This window comes from Microbacterium sp. NPDC089189 (assembly GCF_040685095.1).
Lineage (GTDB): Bacteria > Actinomycetota > Actinomycetes > Actinomycetales > Microbacteriaceae > Microbacterium.
Window position 1 is genome coordinate 106,453 of sequence record NZ_JBFBHG010000004.1, and the last position, 19,883, is coordinate 126,335.

General features: G+C 72.1%; 16 protein-coding genes. 6 read left to right on the forward strand and 10 right to left on the reverse strand.

Translation table 11 applies throughout. The features are described 5' to 3' along the window. Window positions 1-204: 204 nt before the first annotated feature. From AB0N73_RS03680 to AB0N73_RS03700, 5 genes are all read right to left on the reverse strand, one after another. Entirely contained in the window at window positions 205-2,874 is a 2,670-nt protein-coding gene (locus AB0N73_RS03680) for a S8 family serine peptidase (protein ID WP_363560479.1), read from the reverse strand. A 228-nt stretch (window positions 2,875-3,102) separates the two neighbouring features. Then, complete coding sequence (gene coaA / locus AB0N73_RS03685) at window positions 3,103-4,020, reverse strand: type I pantothenate kinase (RefSeq protein ID WP_363560595.1); 918 nt, start codon at window positions 4,018-4,020, stop codon at window positions 3,103-3,105. Window positions 4,021-4,144: 124 nt separating this feature from the next. Next, a complete protein-coding gene (locus AB0N73_RS03690; RefSeq protein WP_363560481.1) occupies window positions 4,145-6,226 on the reverse strand; it encodes a fibronectin type III domain-containing protein in 2,082 nt (693 codons plus the stop codon). A gap of 42 nt (window positions 6,227-6,268) precedes the next feature. Beyond that, window positions 6,269-7,180 (reverse strand): fibronectin type III domain-containing protein, encoded by a 912-nt coding sequence (locus AB0N73_RS03695; RefSeq protein ID WP_363560483.1) that lies wholly within the window; start codon window positions 7,178-7,180, stop codon window positions 6,269-6,271. Continuing rightward, window positions 7,177-8,706 (reverse strand): dicarboxylate/amino acid:cation symporter, encoded by a 1,530-nt coding sequence (locus AB0N73_RS03700; RefSeq protein ID WP_363560485.1) that lies wholly within the window; start codon window positions 8,704-8,706, stop codon window positions 7,177-7,179. The genes AB0N73_RS03695 and AB0N73_RS03700 overlap by 4 nt, the downstream gene beginning before the upstream one ends. Window positions 8,707-8,954: 248 nt before the next feature. Here AB0N73_RS03700 and AB0N73_RS03705 point away from each other — a divergent pair, with 248 nt between their 5' ends. The 4 genes from AB0N73_RS03705 to AB0N73_RS03720 all read left to right on the forward strand — a co-directional run bounded on the left by AB0N73_RS03705 (window position 8,955) and on the right by AB0N73_RS03720 (window position 12,803). Next, window positions 8,955-9,887: a Ppx/GppA phosphatase family protein gene (locus AB0N73_RS03705; protein ID WP_363560487.1), complete on the forward strand. Its 933-nt coding sequence runs from the start codon at window positions 8,955-8,957 to the stop codon at window positions 9,885-9,887. A 171-nt stretch (window positions 9,888-10,058) separates the two neighbouring features. Further along, window positions 10,059-10,913 carry a TetR family transcriptional regulator gene (locus AB0N73_RS03710; protein WP_363560489.1) on the forward strand — a complete coding sequence of 285 codons (855 nt, stop codon included), beginning with the start codon at window positions 10,059-10,061 and terminating at the stop codon, window positions 10,911-10,913. 115 nt (window positions 10,914-11,028) lie between these two features. Beyond that, complete coding sequence (locus tag AB0N73_RS03715) at window positions 11,029-11,670, forward strand: response regulator transcription factor (protein WP_363560491.1); 642 nt, start codon at window positions 11,029-11,031, stop codon at window positions 11,668-11,670. Next, a complete protein-coding gene (locus AB0N73_RS03720) occupies window positions 11,667-12,803 on the forward strand; it encodes an ATP-binding protein (RefSeq protein ID WP_363560493.1) in 1,137 nt (378 codons plus the stop codon). Before AB0N73_RS03715 ends, AB0N73_RS03720 begins: the two co-directional genes overlap by 4 nt. A 21-nt stretch (window positions 12,804-12,824) precedes the next feature. Here the strand turns inward: AB0N73_RS03720 and glmM are convergent, their stop codons facing one another. The 3 genes from glmM to rplM are packed head-to-tail and all read right to left on the reverse strand — an operon-like array spanning window position 12,825 to window position 15,136. Then, window positions 12,825-14,180, reverse strand: coding sequence for a phosphoglucosamine mutase (gene glmM / locus AB0N73_RS03725; RefSeq protein WP_363560495.1), 1,356 nt, complete (start codon window positions 14,178-14,180; stop codon window positions 12,825-12,827). An 8-nt stretch (window positions 14,181-14,188) separates the two neighbouring features. Next, window positions 14,189-14,662, reverse strand: coding sequence for a 30S ribosomal protein S9 (rpsI, locus tag AB0N73_RS03730; RefSeq protein ID WP_363560497.1), 474 nt, complete (start codon window positions 14,660-14,662; stop codon window positions 14,189-14,191). Window positions 14,663-14,689: 27 nt separating this feature from the next. Next, window positions 14,690-15,136 (reverse strand): 50S ribosomal protein L13, encoded by a 447-nt coding sequence (rplM, locus tag AB0N73_RS03735; RefSeq protein ID WP_363560499.1) that lies wholly within the window; start codon window positions 15,134-15,136, stop codon window positions 14,690-14,692. A gap of 718 nt (window positions 15,137-15,854) precedes the next feature. Between rplM and AB0N73_RS03740 the strand changes: the two genes are divergently transcribed. Both AB0N73_RS03740 and AB0N73_RS03745 read left to right on the forward strand, forming a co-directional pair. Continuing rightward, a complete protein-coding gene (locus AB0N73_RS03740) occupies window positions 15,855-16,439 on the forward strand; it encodes a helix-turn-helix domain-containing protein (protein ID WP_363560501.1) in 585 nt (194 codons plus the stop codon). A 3-nt stretch (window positions 16,440-16,442) separates the two neighbouring features. After that, the gene (locus AB0N73_RS03745) at window positions 16,443-17,693 is read left to right on the forward strand and encodes an MFS transporter (RefSeq protein WP_363560503.1); all 1,251 of its coding nucleotides are present in this window, start codon (window positions 16,443-16,445) and stop codon (window positions 17,691-17,693) included. 423 nt (window positions 17,694-18,116) lie between these two features. On the opposite strand, the gene AB0N73_RS03750 is transcribed toward AB0N73_RS03745, so the two are convergent. Together AB0N73_RS03750 and AB0N73_RS03755 are read right to left on the reverse strand one after the other, a co-directional pair. Further along, window positions 18,117-18,599: a hypothetical protein gene (locus AB0N73_RS03750; protein ID WP_363560505.1), complete on the reverse strand. Its 483-nt coding sequence runs from the start codon at window positions 18,597-18,599 to the stop codon at window positions 18,117-18,119. Next, window positions 18,596-19,675: a lactate dehydrogenase gene (locus AB0N73_RS03755; RefSeq protein ID WP_363560507.1), complete on the reverse strand. Its 1,080-nt coding sequence runs from the start codon at window positions 19,673-19,675 to the stop codon at window positions 18,596-18,598. Before AB0N73_RS03755 ends, AB0N73_RS03750 begins: the two co-directional genes overlap by 4 nt. Window positions 19,676-19,883 lie beyond the last annotated feature (208 nt).

Here is a 19,883-nt window from a genome sequence, read left to right on the forward strand (position 1 = left end):
GGTCGGGCGTGCCGCGGGGGCGTGCGGGTCGGGCGGGTCGAGGGCGGGTCGTGCGGGTTGGACGCGGGTCGTGCGGGTCGGGCGCGGGTCGGGTGCGGCCCCGGGAACCCCACAGACCCGCGAGACAGCATCCCGGCGCCGAGACCGTGGGTTAAACCCACCGTCTCGGCGCGAAACTGCTGTCTCGCGGGTCCAGTCAGAGCGTTACGGGCGGGATGCGGCGCGGCGACGGGCAGCGGCGACCGTCAGGCCGGCGCCGACCAGCAGACCGGCGGCCGCCCACAGCGCCACCGGAGCCAGATCCGTGTCCTGACCGGTGCGCGCCAACGCCACGGCGGGAGCGGGAACCGGAGCGGGAGCCGCGGCGGTGACCTGCAACGCCACCCACCCGAGCAAGGTGCCGTCCTCCGCGCGGAACGCCAGACGGTGAGCCCCAGCCGGAACAGACGCCGGAACCGTCACCGTCGCCGCACCATCCGCCCCGGTCCACGCCCACCCGAGCGCGGTCGGATCCGAGAAAAACCAGCCATACACATACTCACGCGACGGCAAACCCGTCACGGTGACCGTGCCGCCCGCGGCGACCGTCGCCGGCGTCGCCACCAGGCCCGGAGCAGGCGTCGAGCCCAACTCCGCGACCGTCGGCGCGGCCGGCGTCGTGCCAGGCACCGCGGGACGCGGCGTCGACACATCCACGGATGCCGCCGGCCCATACGCCGACGCGCCGATCGCCGTCACCCGCACCGTGTACGACGACTCCGCCGTCAGCGCGTCGAACGTCGTCGCCGTCACCTCGGCATCGAGCTCGACATCGTGCAGCACGGCGTCACCCGCGAGCACCTCGACCCGGTACGCCGTGGCTCCCGCCACCGCATCCCACGAGACCGCGATACTCGTCGGCGACAACGCCTCCGCCTCGAGCCCGGCCACCGCACGCGGCGGCAACTGCTCGAGCAACGCATTCGCATCGACGAGGCCGGCGCCGAAGACCTCGGCGTCGGTGCGGTACGCCGGGAACGGGTTCTCCATCGCGCGCGCCGTGACGAGCAGCGCCTCGGTCACCTCGCCGGCACGCAAGCCGGGGGCGTACTCGGCGGCGAGGGCGTGCACGGCGGCGGCGTTCGGAGCGGCGGCCGACGTGCCGAAGAACCGGTACACGCCGTCCTCGCTGAGCTGGCCGAAGAAGCTCGTGCGGTTGCCGTCGACCGATGCGACCTCGGGGCCGGCGACGACGAGCGGAGCGGGCAGCGCCGCGGAGGGGACCGGCTCGAAGGCGTTCATCGGCTCGAACAGGATGGTGCCGGGTCCGGGAGAGCTGTAGGACTCCGGCAGGGTGGGCGTGCGCCAGTCGGCAGCCGCGACGCCGATCGTCGATCCGTCCGCCGCGTGGCCGAACGCCGCGGCGCCCACCAGGTCATCTCCCACGGTCTCGTTGTGCTCGCGGGTCGTGAGCGCGCCCGCGCCTGCCCAGTTGCCGATCCAGACCGCCGGGGTGCCGACCTCCCCGGCTGACGTGTCACGCACGACGACGAGGTCGACCTCGTCGTACGCGGGACCCTCGGCATCGACCGAGACCAGAGCATTCGGGATCCACGAGGAGAACACCTCGCTCCCGGCGATCAGCTCGGGTTCGCCCGACGCGCTCGAGTACACCTGCAAGCTCAACGCCGTCGTGACGTCGTACACCGCTTCGCCCCAGCTGAGGACGAACCCGGGGTGCACCGCCCGCGAGTAGGAGAGCGTGTCGGTGGGATCCGACGTCTCGCCCGGATCGAAGTCCAGGCAGTCCCAGCTCGTGGCGTCCGCGGGGCCCTCCACCCACTCCGGGCAAGCGATGGGCCGGTACGACATCGTCTGCCAGGCCGCGATGGGCTTGCCGGCGCTGGGTGTGCGCGGATGCCCCGTCGCATTGTCGTTGCCGACGGCCGAGTAGTACGCCACGCCGCGGTTCTGGACCTCGGTGATCGCGGCGGAGATCAGCCCCTGCTGGAAGCGCGGCTCCTCGGCGTATCCCAGGTCGTCGACGATGATGTCGGCACCCGCATCCGCCAGAGCGATGATCGAGTCGGCCATGGCGTTGGTTCCGCCGTTGCCGCTGGCGAAGAGCAGGCGCGACCCGGGGGCGACGCCGTGCACGAGCTGCGCCATCCCGCGGCCCTCGTCCCCGCCGGATGTGGATTCGACCAGCACCTCGACCGGGCTCGTGTACCCGCAGGGATTGCCTGGGCCCGGGAGCAGTCCCGCCGCGATCTCCTCGGCGGGCGTGGTCGCGCGTGCGGCGCCGCTCTCGTACGAGTCGGAGATGATGCCGACGGTCACGCCGGTCCCGTCGACGTCGAATGTTTCGCGGGCGAGAGCGGAGCGGAGCGGCTCATCCGCATCCACGCCGAACGCGCGGCAGGAATCCTCGGCGGCGAGCCGGATGCCGGGGCCGGCGGCCTCGGCGGCGGGGTCCGTCGCGGCGGCGCTGTTGGCGACACTCGTCGCCGGCGCGAGAACGGGGGCCACACCCACGACCCCCGGCAGCGCCGCGAGCTCGGGCAGCCGCTGCGGATCCGCGACGACCGTCACCGCCGCGCTGAAGCCGTGGACCGTTTCGAGGGTCGCGATCGCGGCGACGGCATCGAGCGTCGCCACATCCGGTCGCGATGCGAACGTCACGGTCGCCTGCACCGCACCGGATGCGTCGACCGTGAGGCTGCCGGGGCCCGTTGCGGGCAGGGATGTGGATGCCGCGAGCGCGGCCGCATCCGTCGCCCCGTCGGCAGCCGCCGACGCGAGCGCGTCGGCGAGGGTCGTGACGGGCGCGGGCTCGTCATCGGCGACGGCCCCGCTCCCCCCGAAGATCAGCCCGGCACCGACAACGGTGCTCACCACGACAGCAGACAGCGCACGTCTCATAGAAGTCCCCCAGAACGATGTGCTCCGACGGTACCGAAATCACTTCCCGCACGCGCCCGAGGCACGGTAAACCACCTAGTGCCCGCCTCCGCCCGCACCTCACCAGACCCGCGAGACAGCATCCCGGCGCCGAGACCGCGGGTTTAACCCACCGTCTCGGCGCGAAACTGCTGTCTCGCGGGTCCAGCGCGCGGGGTGGGGTCAGAGCTTGCGGAGGAGGACGCTCTCTACGGCGTGGGAGAGGCCCTTGCGGAGGACGAGAGAGGCGCGGTGCTTGGTCGGCAGGACGTTCTCGACCAGGTTCGGCAGGTTGATCTCGTTCCAGTAGTAGCCGGCACGCTCGACGGCCTCGGCATCCGAGATGTCGGCGAAGACCTTGAAGAACGACGTCGGGTTGCTGAACGCCGACTCGCGCAGCGCCAGGAACCGCTCGGTGTACCACTGCTGGATGTGGGCGGGATCGGCATCGACGTAGATCGACACGTCGAACAGCTCGCTCACCGCGATCTCGTGCGGCGCGGGCGGCGGCTGCAGCACGTTGAGCCCCTCGACGATCACCACATCCGGCCGCCGCACGGTGGTGTGCGCATCGGGGACGATGTCGTACCGCATGTGGGAGTAGTACGGGGCGCGCACCTCGGGCTCGCCCGACTTCACGGCCGTCAGGAACTCGACCAGCGCGCGTCGATCGTAGGACTCCGGGAAGCCCTTGCGGTCCATGAGGCCGCGACGCTCCAGCTCCGCGTTCGGGTAGAGGAAGCCGTCGGTCGTGACGAGCTCGACCCGGGGCGTGCCGGGCCAGCGGCTGACGAGCTCACGGAGCAGACGCGCGATCGTCGACTTGCCGACGGCGACGGAGCCGGCGACGCCGATCACGAACGGCGTCGTCGTGTCGGGCTCACCCAGGAAGGCGTTCTCCTCGGCACCGAGCCGCTTGATCGCGGACGCGCGCAGCGACAGCAGTCGACTCAGCGGCACGTAGACCTCGCGCACCTCGGCGAGGTCGAGCCGGTCGCCGAGACCGCGCAGCTGAACGACCTCCGCCTCGGTCAGGGGCTGTTCGATGCCCGCCGCGGTGCGCGCCCATTCGGCACGATCGATCTCGCGGTACAGCGACATCGCCAGCGGCGGCGCGGGAACGAAGGTCTCCTCGGGCACGCGCCCATCGTAGTGCGCGGGCGGCGGATGCGGCGGGCCCTGGCACACGGATGCCCCGACCCTCCCGGGCCGGGGCATCCGCGTCTCAGACGTGGGCGCGGCGGCGTCGGGCGGCCACGAGGACCGCGCCGAGCACGAGCGCAGCGAGGGCCGAGGCGCCCCATATGACGGGCAGCTCACTGCCGGTCGCCGCCAGAGCGGCGCTCGGCGATGCGGCCACCGTGATGGCGGTGCGCGCCACCTCGACGCCGTCGACGAACACGACCACGGCGTGCGCGCCGGCGGGCGTCGCCGTCGGGATCGTGGCGGCGAGACGGAACGTGCCGTCCGCCGCGACGACCGCGGTACCCAGCGGCTGCGGGGTGGAGTGGATCTCGACGCTCACGCGCGCGGCGCCCGCGAGGTGCGCACCGGTGACGACGATGCTGCCGCCCGGCTTCAGATCCCCCGTCACGGACACCGAGGGAAGGAGCTGCGGCTCCTCACCCGTGCCCGGCTCCTCACCCGCACCCGGCTCCTCGCCCGTGCCCGGTCCCGGCGGGGTCGTCGGCTCCGCGACGGTCACGGCCTGCGAGAACACCGCGGCGGAGGCGCCGAGGTGATTGACGGCCGCGACCGACACCCGGTGCGACCCGGCGGGGACGCCCGTGAACACGTGGCTGCGCTGATCGGCGGCGACGGTCACCGGAGCGGCGTCGTCGAGGCTCACGCGGTAGCCCGTGATCGCGCTGCCGCCGTCGGCCGGCGCGCTCCAGCGCACGGTGATGTCCTGTCCCGAGACCGTGGCGGTCGGCGCCGCGGGAGCCTCGGGGGCAGCGGCGAGTCCGAAGAATCCGTCGATCTTCGCGATCGCCTCGGCAGCGAACGCCCACGACGTCGCCTGGCGAGCCGGCCACTCGGCCTCGGGCACGTTGTTCGGCCGCGAGCCGGGGAGCCCCGCCACCCACCACCATTCGGTCATGTACTCGGTGACGGTTCCGTTGCCGTTGTCACGCAGCCAGTCCTGCACGATGCCGCCGCGGTCCTTGTCGTAGCGCACGAGATAGGGCACCTGCAGCTTCTGCGCGGTCTTCAGCTCGGCCGTGGCGTCGCCGCCGGGACGGTAGTCCACGCGCTGTCCCGCCGAGGCGTTCGTGACGTACTGGGTGCGCAGCACCGGGAAGTGCTCGGCGACCAGGTCGCCGTACAGGTAGGAGAGCGCGGAGTTCGTGTCGCGGATGTGGGCCTGCCCGCCGCTCCAGCCGTCCAGGCGCAGGTCGAAGACGTAGACGGTCTCGACACCGGCGTCGGCGGCGGCACGGTTGACGTCCTTCACGACCGCGCGGGTGTTGTGGCACCAGGTGCCGCCGAAGAGGATCGTGTGCTCGCCGTCCGACTCGAGCAGGTGCACCAGCTCGGGGTAGGTGATCGACTGGAGCACGAACTCCTCGCCGTCGGCGGCGGTCAGGATCTCGCCGCCGTGGGTCGCGGGGTTGATGTACTGCGCCGCGTGGCGCTGGTTCACCGCCTGCGAGAAGAAGTCGAACTGGCTGCGCGTGTCGACGTCCGCCGTGCCGCCCGTGGCCACCGCGTCGAAGACCTCCGCCACCTGCGCCCGGTACGCCGACGCGCCGTCGTCCGTGCCGAGGGCCGCCGCATCCACCGTGCCGCTCAGCGACGCGACGATGCGATCCTCGACGCCGCCCGCCGTGTGCGAGCGGTCGTAGACGACGAGGTAGGGGTCGCTGTCGCCGTCGGCGAACTCCGGGGTCGTGTCCTTGTTCAGGTACGACGTCACGAGGTTCGTGTAGAGCCCGGCGATCTCGGGGATGGCGGAGGTGCGGATGTCGACATCCGCTCCATCCAGCCGCGGATCGAACGTGTAGACCGCGTCGACGCCGTACTGCGCGGCGACCGCGTCGATGTGGGCGGCGGTCGCCGCCGTCGTGGCGTCCTCGGGACCCCCGATGAGCACGGCGTACGTGCCGTCCGAGTTCAGCAGCCGCTCGAGCCGCTCGTACGTGACGGCGGTGAACACGGAGCCCGCCCGCAGGCCCGGGATGGTGTCGGCGAAGTAGTCGGGCGCGTCGGGCGCGGGTGCCGCGGACGCGGCCGGGACGGCGACGCCGCCCACCGCCAGGAGGGCGCCGGCGGCGATGGCCGCGGCATACCTCGTGGATCTGCTCATGGTCGGGTGTTCCTGTTCTCTCGGTGGATGGGAGCGGGACGTTCAGGGGGTCTCGGTGGATGCCGCCGATGCGCGGCGTCGCCGCAGCCACCACCATCCGGTGGCCCCGCCCGCCGCGATCACGAGCGCGATGAGCGCCACGCCGCCGACAAGGGGCGCGGAGTCGTCGGTGCGCTCCCCGGCCGACGCGAGGGCCGTGAGGGTGGGCGACGGGGTGGGCGTGGCGCCGATGCGGATGCCGGTGATCTCGGCAGTCGCGGGCGACGCACCCACGGCGTTGGTGGCGGTGAGGACGGCGTCGTAGTCGCCGGCGCCCAGCGCGATCTCATACGACGTGGCATCGGCCGGGAGGACGATGGGCGTTCCCCCGTTGAGGACGAGCGCATAGCCGGTGAGGGCGGACCCGCCGTCGGCCGGAGCCGTCCACGTGAGCGAGAGGGTGCGACCGGTCACGGTGTGCGCGAGCGCCGTCGGGGCGCCGGGTGCCGCGACGACGACCCCCTCGACGGCACCGGTCTGCGACGTGGTGCCGGTCTGCGACGTGGTGCCGGTGCTCCCCGCGCCGGGCGCTGCCGGGCGTGCGGGCGACCCCGGTTGCGCCGGGGCGGCGGGCTGCGCGGGCGCGGCCGGCTGCGCGGGCGCGGGCGCGGGCTGTGCGGGGGCCGGCGCGGGCTGCGCCGGAGCGGGGGCGGGCTGCGCGGGAGCGGGGGCCGTTCCGCCCGACACCGCCGGCGGCGGCGACTCGAGCGTCGAGTCATAGGGCCAGCCGCCGATCCTGTCGCAGGCGCCCGGGTCGAAGTTGACCGAGCAGAGGTCGCAGACGTCACCGGCCGCGTGCGCGGCGGGGAGGACGGGGGCCACCGTCGGCGACGCCACCGCGGCGAACGCCACGACCAATCCGGCGGCCCACAGGCGGGCGTGGCGACGGGTGCGGAGGGGGGATCGGGCGGTCATGGGGTCCTCACGGATCGAGAGCGGTCGGCGGGCAGCTCGCACTGCCCCACGGGGATGTCGTCGGGGATCGTGATGCCGGCGGGCGGGGTGGCCGCGGCGGTGCGCGCCTCGGCACGGGTCGCGGGCGCGCGCGGGGGCGCTCCGTCGACGACCGACGCCGCGGGCGTCGCGACCGCGAGCTCCGAGGGCGCGCCCGGGGCAGCCGTGCCGCGGAACACCGCGTCGTCGAGCTGCCCGCGGCGCCGGGCGACGATCGTCGCGGCGGTCGCGGCGGCGGTGACGTTGGCCATCGTGCTGGCCGTTCCGGCCACCGCACTGATGGGCACCAGGATGACGAGGATCTCGACCGGAAGCCCGACGGCGGTCAGCACGGCCGTGGCGGTGATGATCGCCGTGCCGGGCACACCGGCCGTGCCGAGCGAGACGAGCAGGCAGAGCCCCGCCAGCACGAGGTAGTCCACGACCGAGTACTCGATCCCCAGCGCGTTGATCGAGAAGACGGCCACGATGATCGGCCAGATCCCCGCGCACCCCGGCATGCCGATCGTGGTCCCCACGGGCGCAGTGAACGCGGCGATGTCTTCGGGGACCCCGACCTTGCGCACGAGGGTGGGGATCGTGATGGGCAGCGTGCCCACGCTCGACTGGGTCGTGAAGGCCGTGTACTGCGCGGGGGTCAGCAGCCGGAACCACCGGAGCGGGTTCACGTCGGCGACGATCCGCAGCAGCAGGCCGTTGACGACGTAGGCGTCGAAGAACGTGATGGCCAGCGCCACGATCAGCACCGAGAGGAGCGAGAGCACCGTCTCGATGCGGGTCACCGCGACGGCGGTCGTGGATGCGACGAGCGCGAGCACGGCGTACGGGGTGAGCTCGACGATGAACCCGACGGCGGTCATGACGACCTTCTTGGTGCCGTCGACGAGGTCCTTGAACGCGGTGAGCTGCCGGTCCTCGCGGCGCGCGGCGACGATGTAGGCCACGGCGAGCAGCAGCGCGAAGAGGATGATCGGCACGATGTTGTTGCCCACGAAGTCGCCCGCGAGGTTGGCGGGGAACAGCCCCAGCAGCACCTCGTCGAGCGGGCGGATGAGGCCCGTGAGCGAATCGGCTCCGCGTGCGCCCGCCACATCCAACTCGGCGCCCTCGCCGAGGCCGATCGTCAGCACCACGGCCAGCGTCAGCACGATCGCGATCGCGTTGGTCGCGAGGAGCCAGAGCGTGCTCGACAGCCCGATGGTGCGCAGCTTCGACGTCGACCCGAGCGAGGTCACGCTGGAGAGGATCGAGATGAAGATGAGCGGGGCGACGACCGCCGTGATGATCTGCACGTAGAGGTCGCCGAGGAAAGCGACGTAGGACAGGTGGCCGCCGAAGGCGAGCCCCACGCCGATGCCGATCACGAGCGCGATCAGGACGAGCGATGTGAAGCCCCATCCCCGGCGCCGCAGCACGATGAGGCCGGCGAACGCCGCGACGACGACCGCCAGCGAGACGGCGGAGAGCGGGTCGAATGATTCGAGCATGGTGAGGACCTCGGGATCGGGGATGTGGCGACGCTATCCATCGGCTATGCGTGGGCTGTGAGCGCGTCGGGGCATGACGTCACATGACGCCGAGTGTCGACACCGGTTGCCGACGCGCACGCTCAGCCCTACCGCTCCGTCGCCCGGGCCCACACCCGCAACCCCGGTCTCCCGCACCGCGGTCACGCACCGCCTCGCGGGCGCGCCCCGCACAGCGCGCACAGGATGCGCGCCGGTACGCTCGAACGATGCGTCTGGGCGTCCTCGACATCGGTTCCAACACGGTCCACCTGCTGGTGGCCGACGCGCATCCGGGCGGCCGCCCGCTGGCGACGACGAGCCGTCGCACGGTGCTGCGCCTCATGCGCTACCTGACACCCACCGGGGCGATCAGCGAGGAGGGCATCCGCGCGCTCGAGGACGCCGTCGCAGAGGCGCGCCAGACCGCGCGCAAGGAAGGCGTGGTCGAACTGCTCGCCACCGCCACCTCCGCCGTCCGCGAAGCCACCAACGGCACCGAGGTGATCGCGCGCATCGAGGACGCGCTCGGTCAGCCGCTGCAGGTGCTCGGCGGCGAGGACGAGGCACGCTTCACGTTCCTCGCCGTGCGCCGGTGGTTCGGATGGTCGGCCGGGCAGATCCTGCTCTTCGACATCGGCGGCGGCTCGCTCGAAGTGGCCGCGGGATCGGACGAGCTGCCGGCGGCGGCCGCATCCGTGCCGCTGGGCGCCGGCCGCATGACGGTGCGGTTCCTGCCGGAGGATCCGCCCGGAGAAGACGCCGTCGAGGTGCTGCGCACCCACGCGCAGGAGGTGCTGGCGCCGGTCGTCGCGCAGTTCGCCGGCCAGCCGCACCCCGACCACGTGGCCGGGTCGTCGAAGGCGATCCGCTCGCTCGCACGCCTCGCGGGCTACCCCGTGCCGGGATGGTCGGGCGGCGAGCGGATGCTGCTGCCCCGGGCCGCGCTCGGGTCCTGGATCCCGCGGCTCGCCCGCCTTCCCGCCTCGGCACGCCAGGAGCTCCCCGGCATCACCGCCGATCGCACGTTCCAGATCGTCGCTGGCGCGGTGGTGCTGCACACCGCGATGCGTGCGCTCGACATCGACGAGCTCGAGGTGAGCCCCTGGGCGCTGCGCGAAGGCGTCCTGCTGCGCTACATCGAGTCGATGGCCTGGGGATGAGGTCGCCTACGTTCGGCGCCGCTGCTCCCGATAGCCCGCGACGCCGAACGTAGACTGAACCCGAACCCGAGGGTCGGGATGAACTCATCCCGACCGCCCGGCCGTCGGTACCGACGTCCCCCCAAAGGCGATCACTGCCGGCGCTTCGCGAGAGCAGGATCTTCCGTCGGTATGAACGAAATTAGAGCACAGCGCGACGATGAACAAGACTCTGGACTCAGAGTCCATAACGTTTCGTCATCGCCCACGGCGTCGCGCTCCCGCAACAAGGCCCCGCGGATCACGCGTGCCGAGCTGCGCGAACGCGTCCTGGATGCCGCCGAGGAGATGCTCGCCGGCGGCGGACTGTCGGTGGGACTGCATCACCTCAACATGGAGGAGCTGATCCGGCGCGTCGGCGTTCCCCGCAGCTCCGCGTTCGCCGCCTTCGGGGGCAAGGACGAGCTGCTCACGGCCCTCATGCTGCGGCTGCTCGAGCCATCCGGCCCGCACTCGCTCGGCTACTCCCCCGCCACGACCGAGATCGCGACGGAGATCTTCACCCGCCACACCGATCGCCTCGTGAACCCCGACGGCACCCCGAACCCCGCCGGCATCATGGCGGTCCTCCAGGAATCCGTGCGCGTGGCGATCGAGCGGAACGTCGCCGACACCACGACCTCCGCCGAGTGGAAGACCTATATGGCGCTCTCGGTATGCGTTCCGAGTCTTCCCGAAGAGCAGCAGCCGCGGATGCGGGCGGCCCTGCGCGCGAGCGAGACGCAGTTCCTCCACGAGATGGCGACGGTCTACCAGGGGGTCCTGGAGGCCGCGGGACGACGCCCCGCCGAGGGGGTCACGTGGATGCACATCGCGGCCGCCGGGGCCTCGCTCATCGAGGGCATCGCCAGCAAACGTCTCGTCGGGATCGACGAGCTCGAGGGCGTGATGATGCGCCCGGGCCTGGACGGGACGCCCGTCGAATGGGAGCTGCCCGCCCTCGCCTTCTGGGCCATGCTCGACGGGCTCACCCGCCCCGCGGAGTGAGATCCGCGGACGCACGATCGATGGACGGGGCGCCGGTCGGGTTAGGCTACCGCTCGGTGTGGGCAGTGTGTGAGAGTTGCCCTGTGATGGGTATTTCTACGTGGAGGATCGCCGGGTGGCGCATGTGAGGATCGCCCTCGTCGAGGACCAGCCGCTGTACCGCGACATGCTCGCGGGTCTGCTGCGCTCGGTCCCCGACCTGGACCTGGTGGCCGTGGCGGCGAACGTCGCCGAGGCCGAGGCGTTCCCGACCGACCTCGATGTGGCCTTGCTCGACATCACCCTGCCCGACGGCGACGGCCTGCAGCTCGGCCGCGATCTGCAGCGCAGCCGCCCCGATCTGTCGGTCGTGCTGCTGTCGGCGGTCGATCACCTCACCGCCCTGCTCGAGATCCCCGAGGACCAGCGACGACGCTGGAGCTACCTGTCGAAGACCTCCGCGCTCTCGGCGACATCCCTGCTCTCCGCCATCCGCGCCAGCGCCGCCGGCCGCAGCGTGCTCGACCGCGAGCTCGTCGAACGCCGCCGGGCGCGGCCACGCGGGCGCCTCGCCGCCCTCAGCGCGCGTCAGTTCGAGGTGCTCTCCCTGCTCGCCGAGGGTCTCACCAACACGGCCATCGCGCGCCGGCTGGAACTCGCCGACCGTTCGGTCGACAACCACGTGAACGCGGTCTACGGCGCGCTCGGACTCGGCGGCGACGCCGAACGCAACCCCCGCGTGAGCGCGGTGCGCATCTTCCTCGAGGAGAGCGCGTGAGCACCCCGGTCGACCCCCGACCGGTCGACATCGCCGAGGACCGCCGGCTGGACCAGCGCCTCTTCGTCCTGGTCGTCGGTGTCCTCGGCGGCGTCCTCTCGCTCTCCATCAGCACGCAGGCCGTCGTGCTCCTCGGCATCAACGCCGCCAGCCTGCGCGGCGTCGAGGCATCGCCGCTGGTCAACCTGCTGCTGCGCGTCGCACTCAACATCGCCACGATCGCGGTGGCGATGCTCGTCGGCTCGCGGTTGCGCCTGATCGACCGGCAGGGCGTCGCCCGCATCGTCATCCTGCTGGTGTGCGCGGCGATCCCGGCCGCCTTCCGCGCCGTGCTGCAGATCATCGGCGGCTTCTACCCGCAGCCGCACTACTCGCTCACCGACGGCATCATGGCGATGCTGCTGCTCATCGTCACCTATGCGTTCGCGCTGCTGGCCGTCGCCTCGCAGCGACAGGCGCGGGAGTCCGAGCGGGCGCGCACCGCGCAGGCGGCCCAGGCCACCGAGGCGCTCGCATCCCTCCAGCAGGAGGAGCTGCGCGTCCGACGCGAGATCGCCGATGCCCTGCACGGCAACGTGCAGGGGCGGGTCGTCATGATGCAGGCCGAGCTGACGGATGTGGCGCGCCACCTGACGGGCGATAACCGGGCCCGGCTCGACCGGGTGCGCGCGGAGCTCGACGATCTGCGCGAGAACGAACTGCGCGCCTTCAGCGCCTCGCTGTATCCCGAGGGCATCGACCGCGGACTCGTGCCGGCCCTCCGGGCGCTGACGGGCCGCATCCCCGCCGCGATCGGCGCCCGACTGGTCGTGGCGCCCGCCGCCGACACGGCCGCGGCACTCGAGCTCGACCTCGACCGGCGTCTGGCGCTCGTGCGGGTGGCCGAGGAAGCGGTCTCGAACGCCCTCCGCCACGGGCAGGCCACGGCGATCGATGTGACCGTCGACGCCACCGCGGATGCGGTCGTGCTCCGCGTGGCCGACGACGGCATCGGCGTGGCCCCCGACGCACGCCCGAGCGGCCTGGCCCGTCTCGCCGAACGCCTCGGCTCGCTCGACGGCACGCTCGATCTGCGCGACGCCGTCGACACCCCCACCGGCGCCGTCCTCGAGGCGCGGCTGCCCCACGCCTGACCCGCGGCGGACGAACCGGGGTCAGAGGGCGAGGCGCTCGCGCACGACGTCGGCGAGACGGTCGGCGATGCGCCGGGCGTCGTCGATGCCCTCGGCCTCGACCATCACGCGCACGAGCGGCTCGGTGCCGGAGGCGCGCAGCAGCACGCGTCCGCTCGAGCCGAGCTCCGCCGTGGCCTCGGCCACCGCAGCCGAGACGACGGGATCGGCCACGCGTGTGCGGTCGACGCCCGTGACGTTGACGAGCACCTGCGGGAAGACCGTCATGATCGACGCGAGCTCGGCGAGCGTCTTGTTCTGACGCGCCATCTCGGCCATGAGGTGCAGGCCCGTGAGCAATCCGTCGCCCGTCGTGGCGAAGTCGCTCATGATGACGTGACCCGACTGCTCGCCGCCCAGCGAGTAGTCGTTCTGGTTCATCGCCTCGAGCACGTAACGATCGCCGACACCGGTCTGGACGACGCGGATCCCCCGCGCGTCCATCGCCCGGTGCAATCCGAGGTTGCTCATGACGGTGGCCACCAGGGTGTCGTCGCGGAGGACGCCACGGTCCTGCATCGCGGCCGCGAGGATGGCCATGATCTGGTCGCCGTCGATGGTGCGGCCCGCCGCATCCACCGCCAGGCAGCGATCGGCGTCGCCGTCGTGCGCGATGCCGAGGTCGGCACCGACGCGGAGCACCTGCTCGGCGAGGTGATCGAGGTGGGTCGAGCCCACCCCGTCGTTGATGTTGAGGCCGTCGGGATCGGCGCCGATCACGGTGACCTGGGCGCCGGCATCGCGGAACGTCTCGGGAGAGACCCCGGCGGCGGCGCCGTGGGCGCAGTCGAGGACGACGTGCAGGCCCTCTAGGCGGTGCGGCAGGGACTGGAGCAGGTGGACGACGTAGCGGTCCTCGGCATCCGCGAACCGGCGGATGCGGCCCACGTCTGCGCCGGTGGGCAGGAGCTTCGGCCCTGCCACGGCGAACTCGATGCGCTGCTCGACCTCATCGGGGAGCTTGACACCGCCACGCGCGAAGATCTTGATCCCGTTGTCGGGAGCGGGGTTGTGCGAGGCCGAGACCATCACGCCGAAGTCGGCGTCGATGTCGGCCACCAGGAACGCGAGAGACGGCGTGGGAAGCACGCCGGCATCGAGCACGTCGACCCCGGATGAGGCGAGCCCCGCAGCGACCGCCGAGGCGAGGAACTCGCCCGAGATGCGGGGGTCGCGGGCGACGACCGCCGTGATCCGCTTGCCGGACGCACGACGTGCGTCCGCGGAACGTCCCTGGCCCAGGACGACGGCAGTCGCCTGGGCCAGGGAGAGCGCCAGATCGGCGGTGAGGGGGCCGTTGGCCAGCCCCCGCACGCCGTCCGTACCGAACAACGCCATCTGGCGTGTCAGCGCTTCGAGTACTGAGGAGCCTTGCGGGCCTTCTTGAGACCGGCCTTCTTGCGCTCCTTGACGCGAGCGTCGCGCGAGAGGAAGCCGGCCTTCTTCAGGGTCGGGCGGTTGTTCTCTTCGTCGATGCCGTTCAGCGAACGGGCGATGCCCAGACGCAGTGCGCCGGCCTGACCCGAGGGGCCACCACCGTGGATGCGCGCGATGACGTCGTACGCGTCGGTGAGGTTGAGCACCGTGAAGGGGTCGGTCACCAGCTGCTGGTGCAGCTTGTTCGGGAAGTAGTCCTCGAACGTGCGGCCGTTGATCGTGATGACGCCCGAGCCGGGGATGATGCGCACGCGGGCGATGGCCTGCTTGCGACGACCGACGGCAGCGCCGGGGACGGAGAGCACGGGACGCGGGGCGCTAGCGGCCTCGAGGTCGGCCGGCGTCTCGGTCGAGTAGTTGGTGGTTTCTTCGATGTTCGCCACGAGTGTTGTCCTTATCCTTTTCGGCGCTTACTGGGCGACCTGGTCGAAGACGTAGGCCTGGGGCTGCTGAGCGGCGTGCGGGTGCTCGGCGCCACGGTAGACCTTGAGCTTCGTCAGCTGCTGCCGGCCGATGCTGTTCTTGGGGAGCATGCCGCGGATGGCCTTCTCGACGGCGCGAACCGGGTTCTTCTCGAGGAGCTCCGAGTAGGTGACCGACTTCAGTCCGCCCGGGTAGCCCGAGTGGCGGTACGCCTTCTTCTGCTCGAGCTTCTGACCCGTGAGGGCCACCTTCTCGGCGTTGATGACGATGACGAAGTCACCGGTGTCGATGTGGTTGGCGAAGGTCGGCTTGTGCTTGCCGCGGAGGAGGACCGCCGCGTGCGTCGCGAGGCGTCCGAGGACGACGTCGGTCGCGTCGATGACCAGCCACTCGCGCTGGACTTCGCCAGCCTTGGGGGTGTAAGTGCGCGTCACAGTAGTGCTGCTTTCTTAGTCGAACGGAGAAGTTCGTGAATCCCACTCCGGGGTGCTTCCGGTGACAGATGTCGCGGCAAGACGCCAGTGGAGGGCTCACGTTCGCGGGCCGGACCAGCAGGGTCGCGGCACCAAAGAGTCAGACTAGCACGCCGACCCCGCCGCACGAAGCCCTCGTCTTGCGCCCGACCCCCCTACGGGCCCGCGGGGCGGGGTCGGGCCCCCGTGGCGCCGGGTCTGCCGGGGCGCACTCGCGTGAGGTCGGGCCTGCCGGGGCGCACTCTCCTTGTGCATCTGCCTCTCCTTGCTCGCTCGCCTCTCCTTGCTCGCTCGCCTCTCCTTGCTCGCTCGCCTCTCCTTGCTCGCTCGTCGCATATGCAGAGTTCGCGCGACACGCACCCCGCGTATGCGGCGAATGAGCAAAGGGGCGAGGGGGCGAGGGGCCGAACGATCGGCGCGGGATGTGGCGTGGCGGGCGCCGCGAGGTTCATGCCGACGGCGAAGCGATGGCAGCTCTCCTTGCCGACTCGTCGCATATGCAGGGTGCGCGCGATACGCACCCCGCGTATGCGGCGAGCGAACCGGGGGCGGGAGAGGGAGGAACGCCGACTCGATCTCCGCACCGACCTCGCGCACTCCGCATCCTCGCAACCGCACCCGGCACCACCGCGCATGCAGAGAACTTGTGCATAGATTCTATGCATGTCATGCTCGGCGTATGGATGCACACGACGACACCCCGGAGATCCGCGACACGATCGAGCTCGACGAACGATCGGTGAAAGTGCTCGCTCATCCGTTGCGCTCGCGCATCCTGAGTCGGCTGCGCATCGCGGGGCCCGCCACCGCCACCACCATCGCCGCGGCGCTGGGCACGAACTCCGGTGCGACGAGCTATCACCTGCGCGCCCTGGAAAGCGTCGGGCTCGTGGTGGACACCGAGGAGGGGGCCGGGCGGCGGCGGCTGTGGCGCGCCGCATCCCGCGCGCACTCGTGGGTCAACTCCGCATTCGAGGGCGACGAGGACGCCCGCACCGCGATGGACTGGCTGCAACGCGACTACGTGCGCCAGTTCGCCGTGCGTGCCGAGGAATGGCTGGATGCAGCGGCGGAATGGCCCACGGAATGGGTCGACGTGATGGGGCTCAGCGACACCTTCCTCGAGGTCACTCCGGCGCAGGCCGCGTCGCTGCGGGACGAGCTGGCTGCGCTGGCCGAGAAGTACCGCGACGCGGGCTCAGGCGATGGGTCGGCTCGCCGCATCCACCTCACGACGTTCACCCGCCCCGTCGACCTGGGCTGAACCGTGCTGCTCACGGCGCGTCAGGCCGAACGACGCCTGATGCTGCTCACCGCGCTGCGCTGGGTGCCGGTCGGCGTGACGTTCGGGCTCACCGTCCTCCTCCCCCTCGAGCGCGGGCTCACCCTCACCGAGGTCGGCGTCCTGCTCTCGGTGCAGGGGTTCGTGGTGCTGGGGCTCGAGCTTCCGACGGGCGGCCTCGCCGACACGTTCGGGCGCCGACCGGTGCTGGTGGTCGCGGGCATCATCGGGGTCGCCGCGACCGCACTGTTCGTCGTCGCCGACGGCTTCGTGTGGTTCGCCGCCGCCATCCTGCTGCAGGGGGTCTTCCGCGCGCTGGACTCTGGACCGCTCGAAGCGTGGTTCGTGGATGCGGCCACCGCTGCCGAACCGGACTACCCGCTCGAGCGCACCCTCTCCCGCGCGGGAACCGTGCTCGGACTCGGCATCGCCGGCGGGGCTCTGGCGGGCGGCGGGCTCGTCGCGTGGGCGCCCGTGCCCGGATGGTCGCCGCTCGTGCTGCCGTTCCTGGTCGCGCTCGCGGGCGCGATCGGGTCGACCCTCGCCACCGCTGTGCTGGTGCGGGAGCCACCGCGACGGAGACATCGGGCGACGAAGCCCGGGGCCGCCGCATCCGCCGATCGTCCCGCAGCGCCGGTCGCCGCCTTTCGCCTCCTGCGCCGCTCGCCCGTGCTGCGCGCGCTGATCGCCGTCGAGGTGTTCTGGGCGGTCGCGATGGTCGCCTTCGAGAGCCTGACCCCGGTGAGACTCGCCGAGGTGCTCGGCGGCGAGGATGCGGCGGGCGCGGTGTTCGGGCCAGCCTCCGCGGCCGCGTGGGCACTGTTCGCGGCGGGCGCCTTCGTCGCGGGACGGGCGAGCCGACGCATCGGCGTCGTCACGACGGCCATGGTCGCCCGCGTGCTGAACGGGCTGTTCGTCGTGGCGATGGGGGTGGCGGCCGGGCCGATCGGGCTGCTGTCGGCGTACGGACTGGCGTACCTGACGCACGGGGCCGCGGGGCCCCTGCACAATGTGCTGCTGCATCGGGAGGCGGACGCGAACACCCGCGCGACGGTGCTGTCGGCGAATTCGATGGTGGCCGGCGGCGTCTACAGCGTCGGGCTGCTCGTGCTGCTGCCGCTCGCGGAAGCCGCCGGCACCGGTGCGGCGGTGATCGTCGCCGGTGCGTTCAGCATCCTGGGCGTGTTCTGCTACCTCCCCGCCCGGCGCGCGGAGCGCGGCGGCGCCCCGGCCTGACGGGGTGGGGGGTGTTTGCTCACTCGTCGCGTATGCACGGTGCTCGCGCGACGCGCCCCGCTTTCGCGACGAATGAACAGGGTGGTGGCGGCGCGCGGGGGGGGCGGGGCGGGGCGGGCGCGGCGGGGCATGGCGGGGGCGGGCACGACGGCGGGGCAGGCGCAAACCCTGCCCACTCGTCGCATATGCGCGGTGCTCGTTGGGCACACCCCGCTTTCGCGACGAATGAACAGGGTGGTGGTGGCGGGTGCGACGCGGCATGGCGGGTGCGACGCGGCATGGCGGGGAGCGCGGAAGCGATGGCGGGGCACGCGCATACCTTGCTCACTCGTCGCATGTGCACGGTGCTCGCGCGGCACACCCTGCTTTCGCGACGAGTGAACAGGGTGGTCTCGCGACGCGACGCGCGACGCGCGACGCGGGTCAGGCGGGTGGGAGGACCGTGATGGCGTGCACGGCTCCGACGGGCAGAGGCTCGAGGGCGGCCTCGACATCGACGAGCGACCCCGAGACGATGACGGCGCCCCCATCCGCCCACCCGGCCCGGGTGACCGCCACCGACGACCCGCCCACGCCCACTGCGCCCGCCACGACCGCCACGACCGCCACCGCGCGGACGGCGGGTTCCGACGCCCGGTGCAGCGACACGGTGCGCGTCATGGCGAGGCGTTCGAGCGTGCGCGCGAGAACACGGGCCAGCCGCTCGCTCGCGCGGAAGATGATCGACATTGCGCCGGCCCCGTCGGCCACCGTCAACGTGGTGAACGAGGTGAAGCTCACTCCTCTGCTCGAGAAGGTCTCGGCGAGCGCCGTCAGCGTGCCGCTCCGGTCGTGCGCCGAGACGAACACGATCCACCGCTCGTGCACGCCGCCGGTGCGTGGCTGTTCCGCTTCGCCGGTGCTCACCGCATCCACCCCTCGATCGACGACGTGATCTGCCCGCCCACGGCCGCGAGCCGGCGCTCCTCGTCGGGCGCGAGCTCGCCGAGGAGCACGTCGCGCCATCCATCGGGACCGAGGACGACGGGCACGCCGAGCACACCGCGCCACGGGATGCCGTCGAGCGCGATCTCGCCGTCGAGCAGCACCTGACCGGCCACCACGATGTCCCGTCCGTCGAGGATGGTATCGACGAGATCGACGGTGGCTCCGGCCGTGCCGAATGCCGTCTTCGCCCCGCTCTGGTGGGTGAGGTAGGGCCGGACGACCGCCTGCACGTCGGGCGGCCACTCGTCGATGCGGGCGAAGGCGCGTCCGAGCGAGGCCGCATCCGCCGCCGCCGAGATCGCGCCGAGCTCCGCTTTGGCCGCGGCGATCTCGCCCGCGAACGTGCTGAGGTCGCGGGGTCCCCGCAGCCGGTCGAGCACGTCGAGCCGCTCGTCCACATCGAGCCCGCGCAGCCGCACGCTCGACCACAACGGCACGGCCGCATCGCCGTGCTGTCCGGCCACGAAGCCGCTGACGCGTTGACGTCGGATGCCGAGGGCCGAGGCGACTTCGCGGCGGAAACGCAGGGTGTCGAGCCACCCGCCCATGCCGATCACACGGTGACGGCCCAGGTGACGGGCGACCACGGCGACACCGAGCTCCACCGGGTTGGACACGACGACGACCACCTCATGGCCGCTGCCGTTCGCGGCGATGGCGGCGGCGTACTCGTCGAAGATCTCGAGGTTGGCGGCGGCGAGCGCATCGCGATCGACGACCTGACCGACGCCGGTCGGGATGGTCCGTCCGGCCGCGAGCACGATCACGTCGGCGACGACCTCGTCGGGGGTCAGCGCCACATCGATGAGCGGAGCATGCTCGTCGTGCGCGTCGATCAGGTCGACGCGCAGCCCGTGGGCCGCCCGACCCGACGCACCGTCCGCGCGGCCGACGAGCTGCAACCGCGAGGTGGGACGCAGGATCCGCCGCTCGATGAGCTCCGCGCAGATCGCGCGCCCGACATCCCCCGTGGCTCCGAGCACCGCGACATCCATATCCGCGACGCTACCCGACCCCCTCGCCGCCCACTCGTCGCGAAAGCGGGGTGCGGGCGGCTCGGCATCCGTCATCTGCGACGAGTGAGCAAGACCCGCCCGCGCAGGACCCGCCCCCGAGACCCCACCGCACCCCGGAACCCCGCCCCATCCCCCAGCCCGACCCCATCCCGAGCACGGGCCCGAGACCCATCCCGAGCACGGGCCC

Bases quoted from the DNA above. Each gene is read 5' to 3' on its own strand.
- coaA (WP_363560595.1), bottom strand. From the start codon at position 4,020: ATGTCGCTGTACCGCGAGATCGATCGTGCCGAATGGGCGCGCACCGCG.
- AB0N73_RS03690 (WP_363560481.1), bottom strand. From the start codon at position 6,226: ATGAGCAGATCCACGAGGTATGCCGCGGCCATCGCCGCCGGCGCCCTC.
- AB0N73_RS03695 (WP_363560483.1), bottom strand. From the start codon at position 7,180: ATGACCGCCCGATCCCCCCTCCGCACCCGTCGCCACGCCCGCCTGTGG.
- AB0N73_RS03700 (WP_363560485.1), bottom strand. From the start codon at position 8,706: ATGCTCGAATCATTCGACCCGCTCTCCGCCGTCTCGCTGGCGGTCGTC.
- AB0N73_RS03705 (WP_363560487.1), top strand. From the start codon at position 8,955: ATGCGTCTGGGCGTCCTCGACATCGGTTCCAACACGGTCCACCTGCTG.
- AB0N73_RS03710 (WP_363560489.1), top strand. From the start codon at position 10,059: ATGAACGAAATTAGAGCACAGCGCGACGATGAACAAGACTCTGGACTC.
- glmM (WP_363560495.1), bottom strand. From the start codon at position 14,180: ATGGCGTTGTTCGGTACGGACGGCGTGCGGGGGCTGGCCAACGGCCCC.
- AB0N73_RS03740 (WP_363560501.1), top strand. From the start codon at position 15,855: ATGGATGCACACGACGACACCCCGGAGATCCGCGACACGATCGAGCTC.
- AB0N73_RS03755 (WP_363560507.1), bottom strand. From the start codon at position 19,675: ATGGATGTCGCGGTGCTCGGAGCCACGGGGGATGTCGGGCGCGCGATC.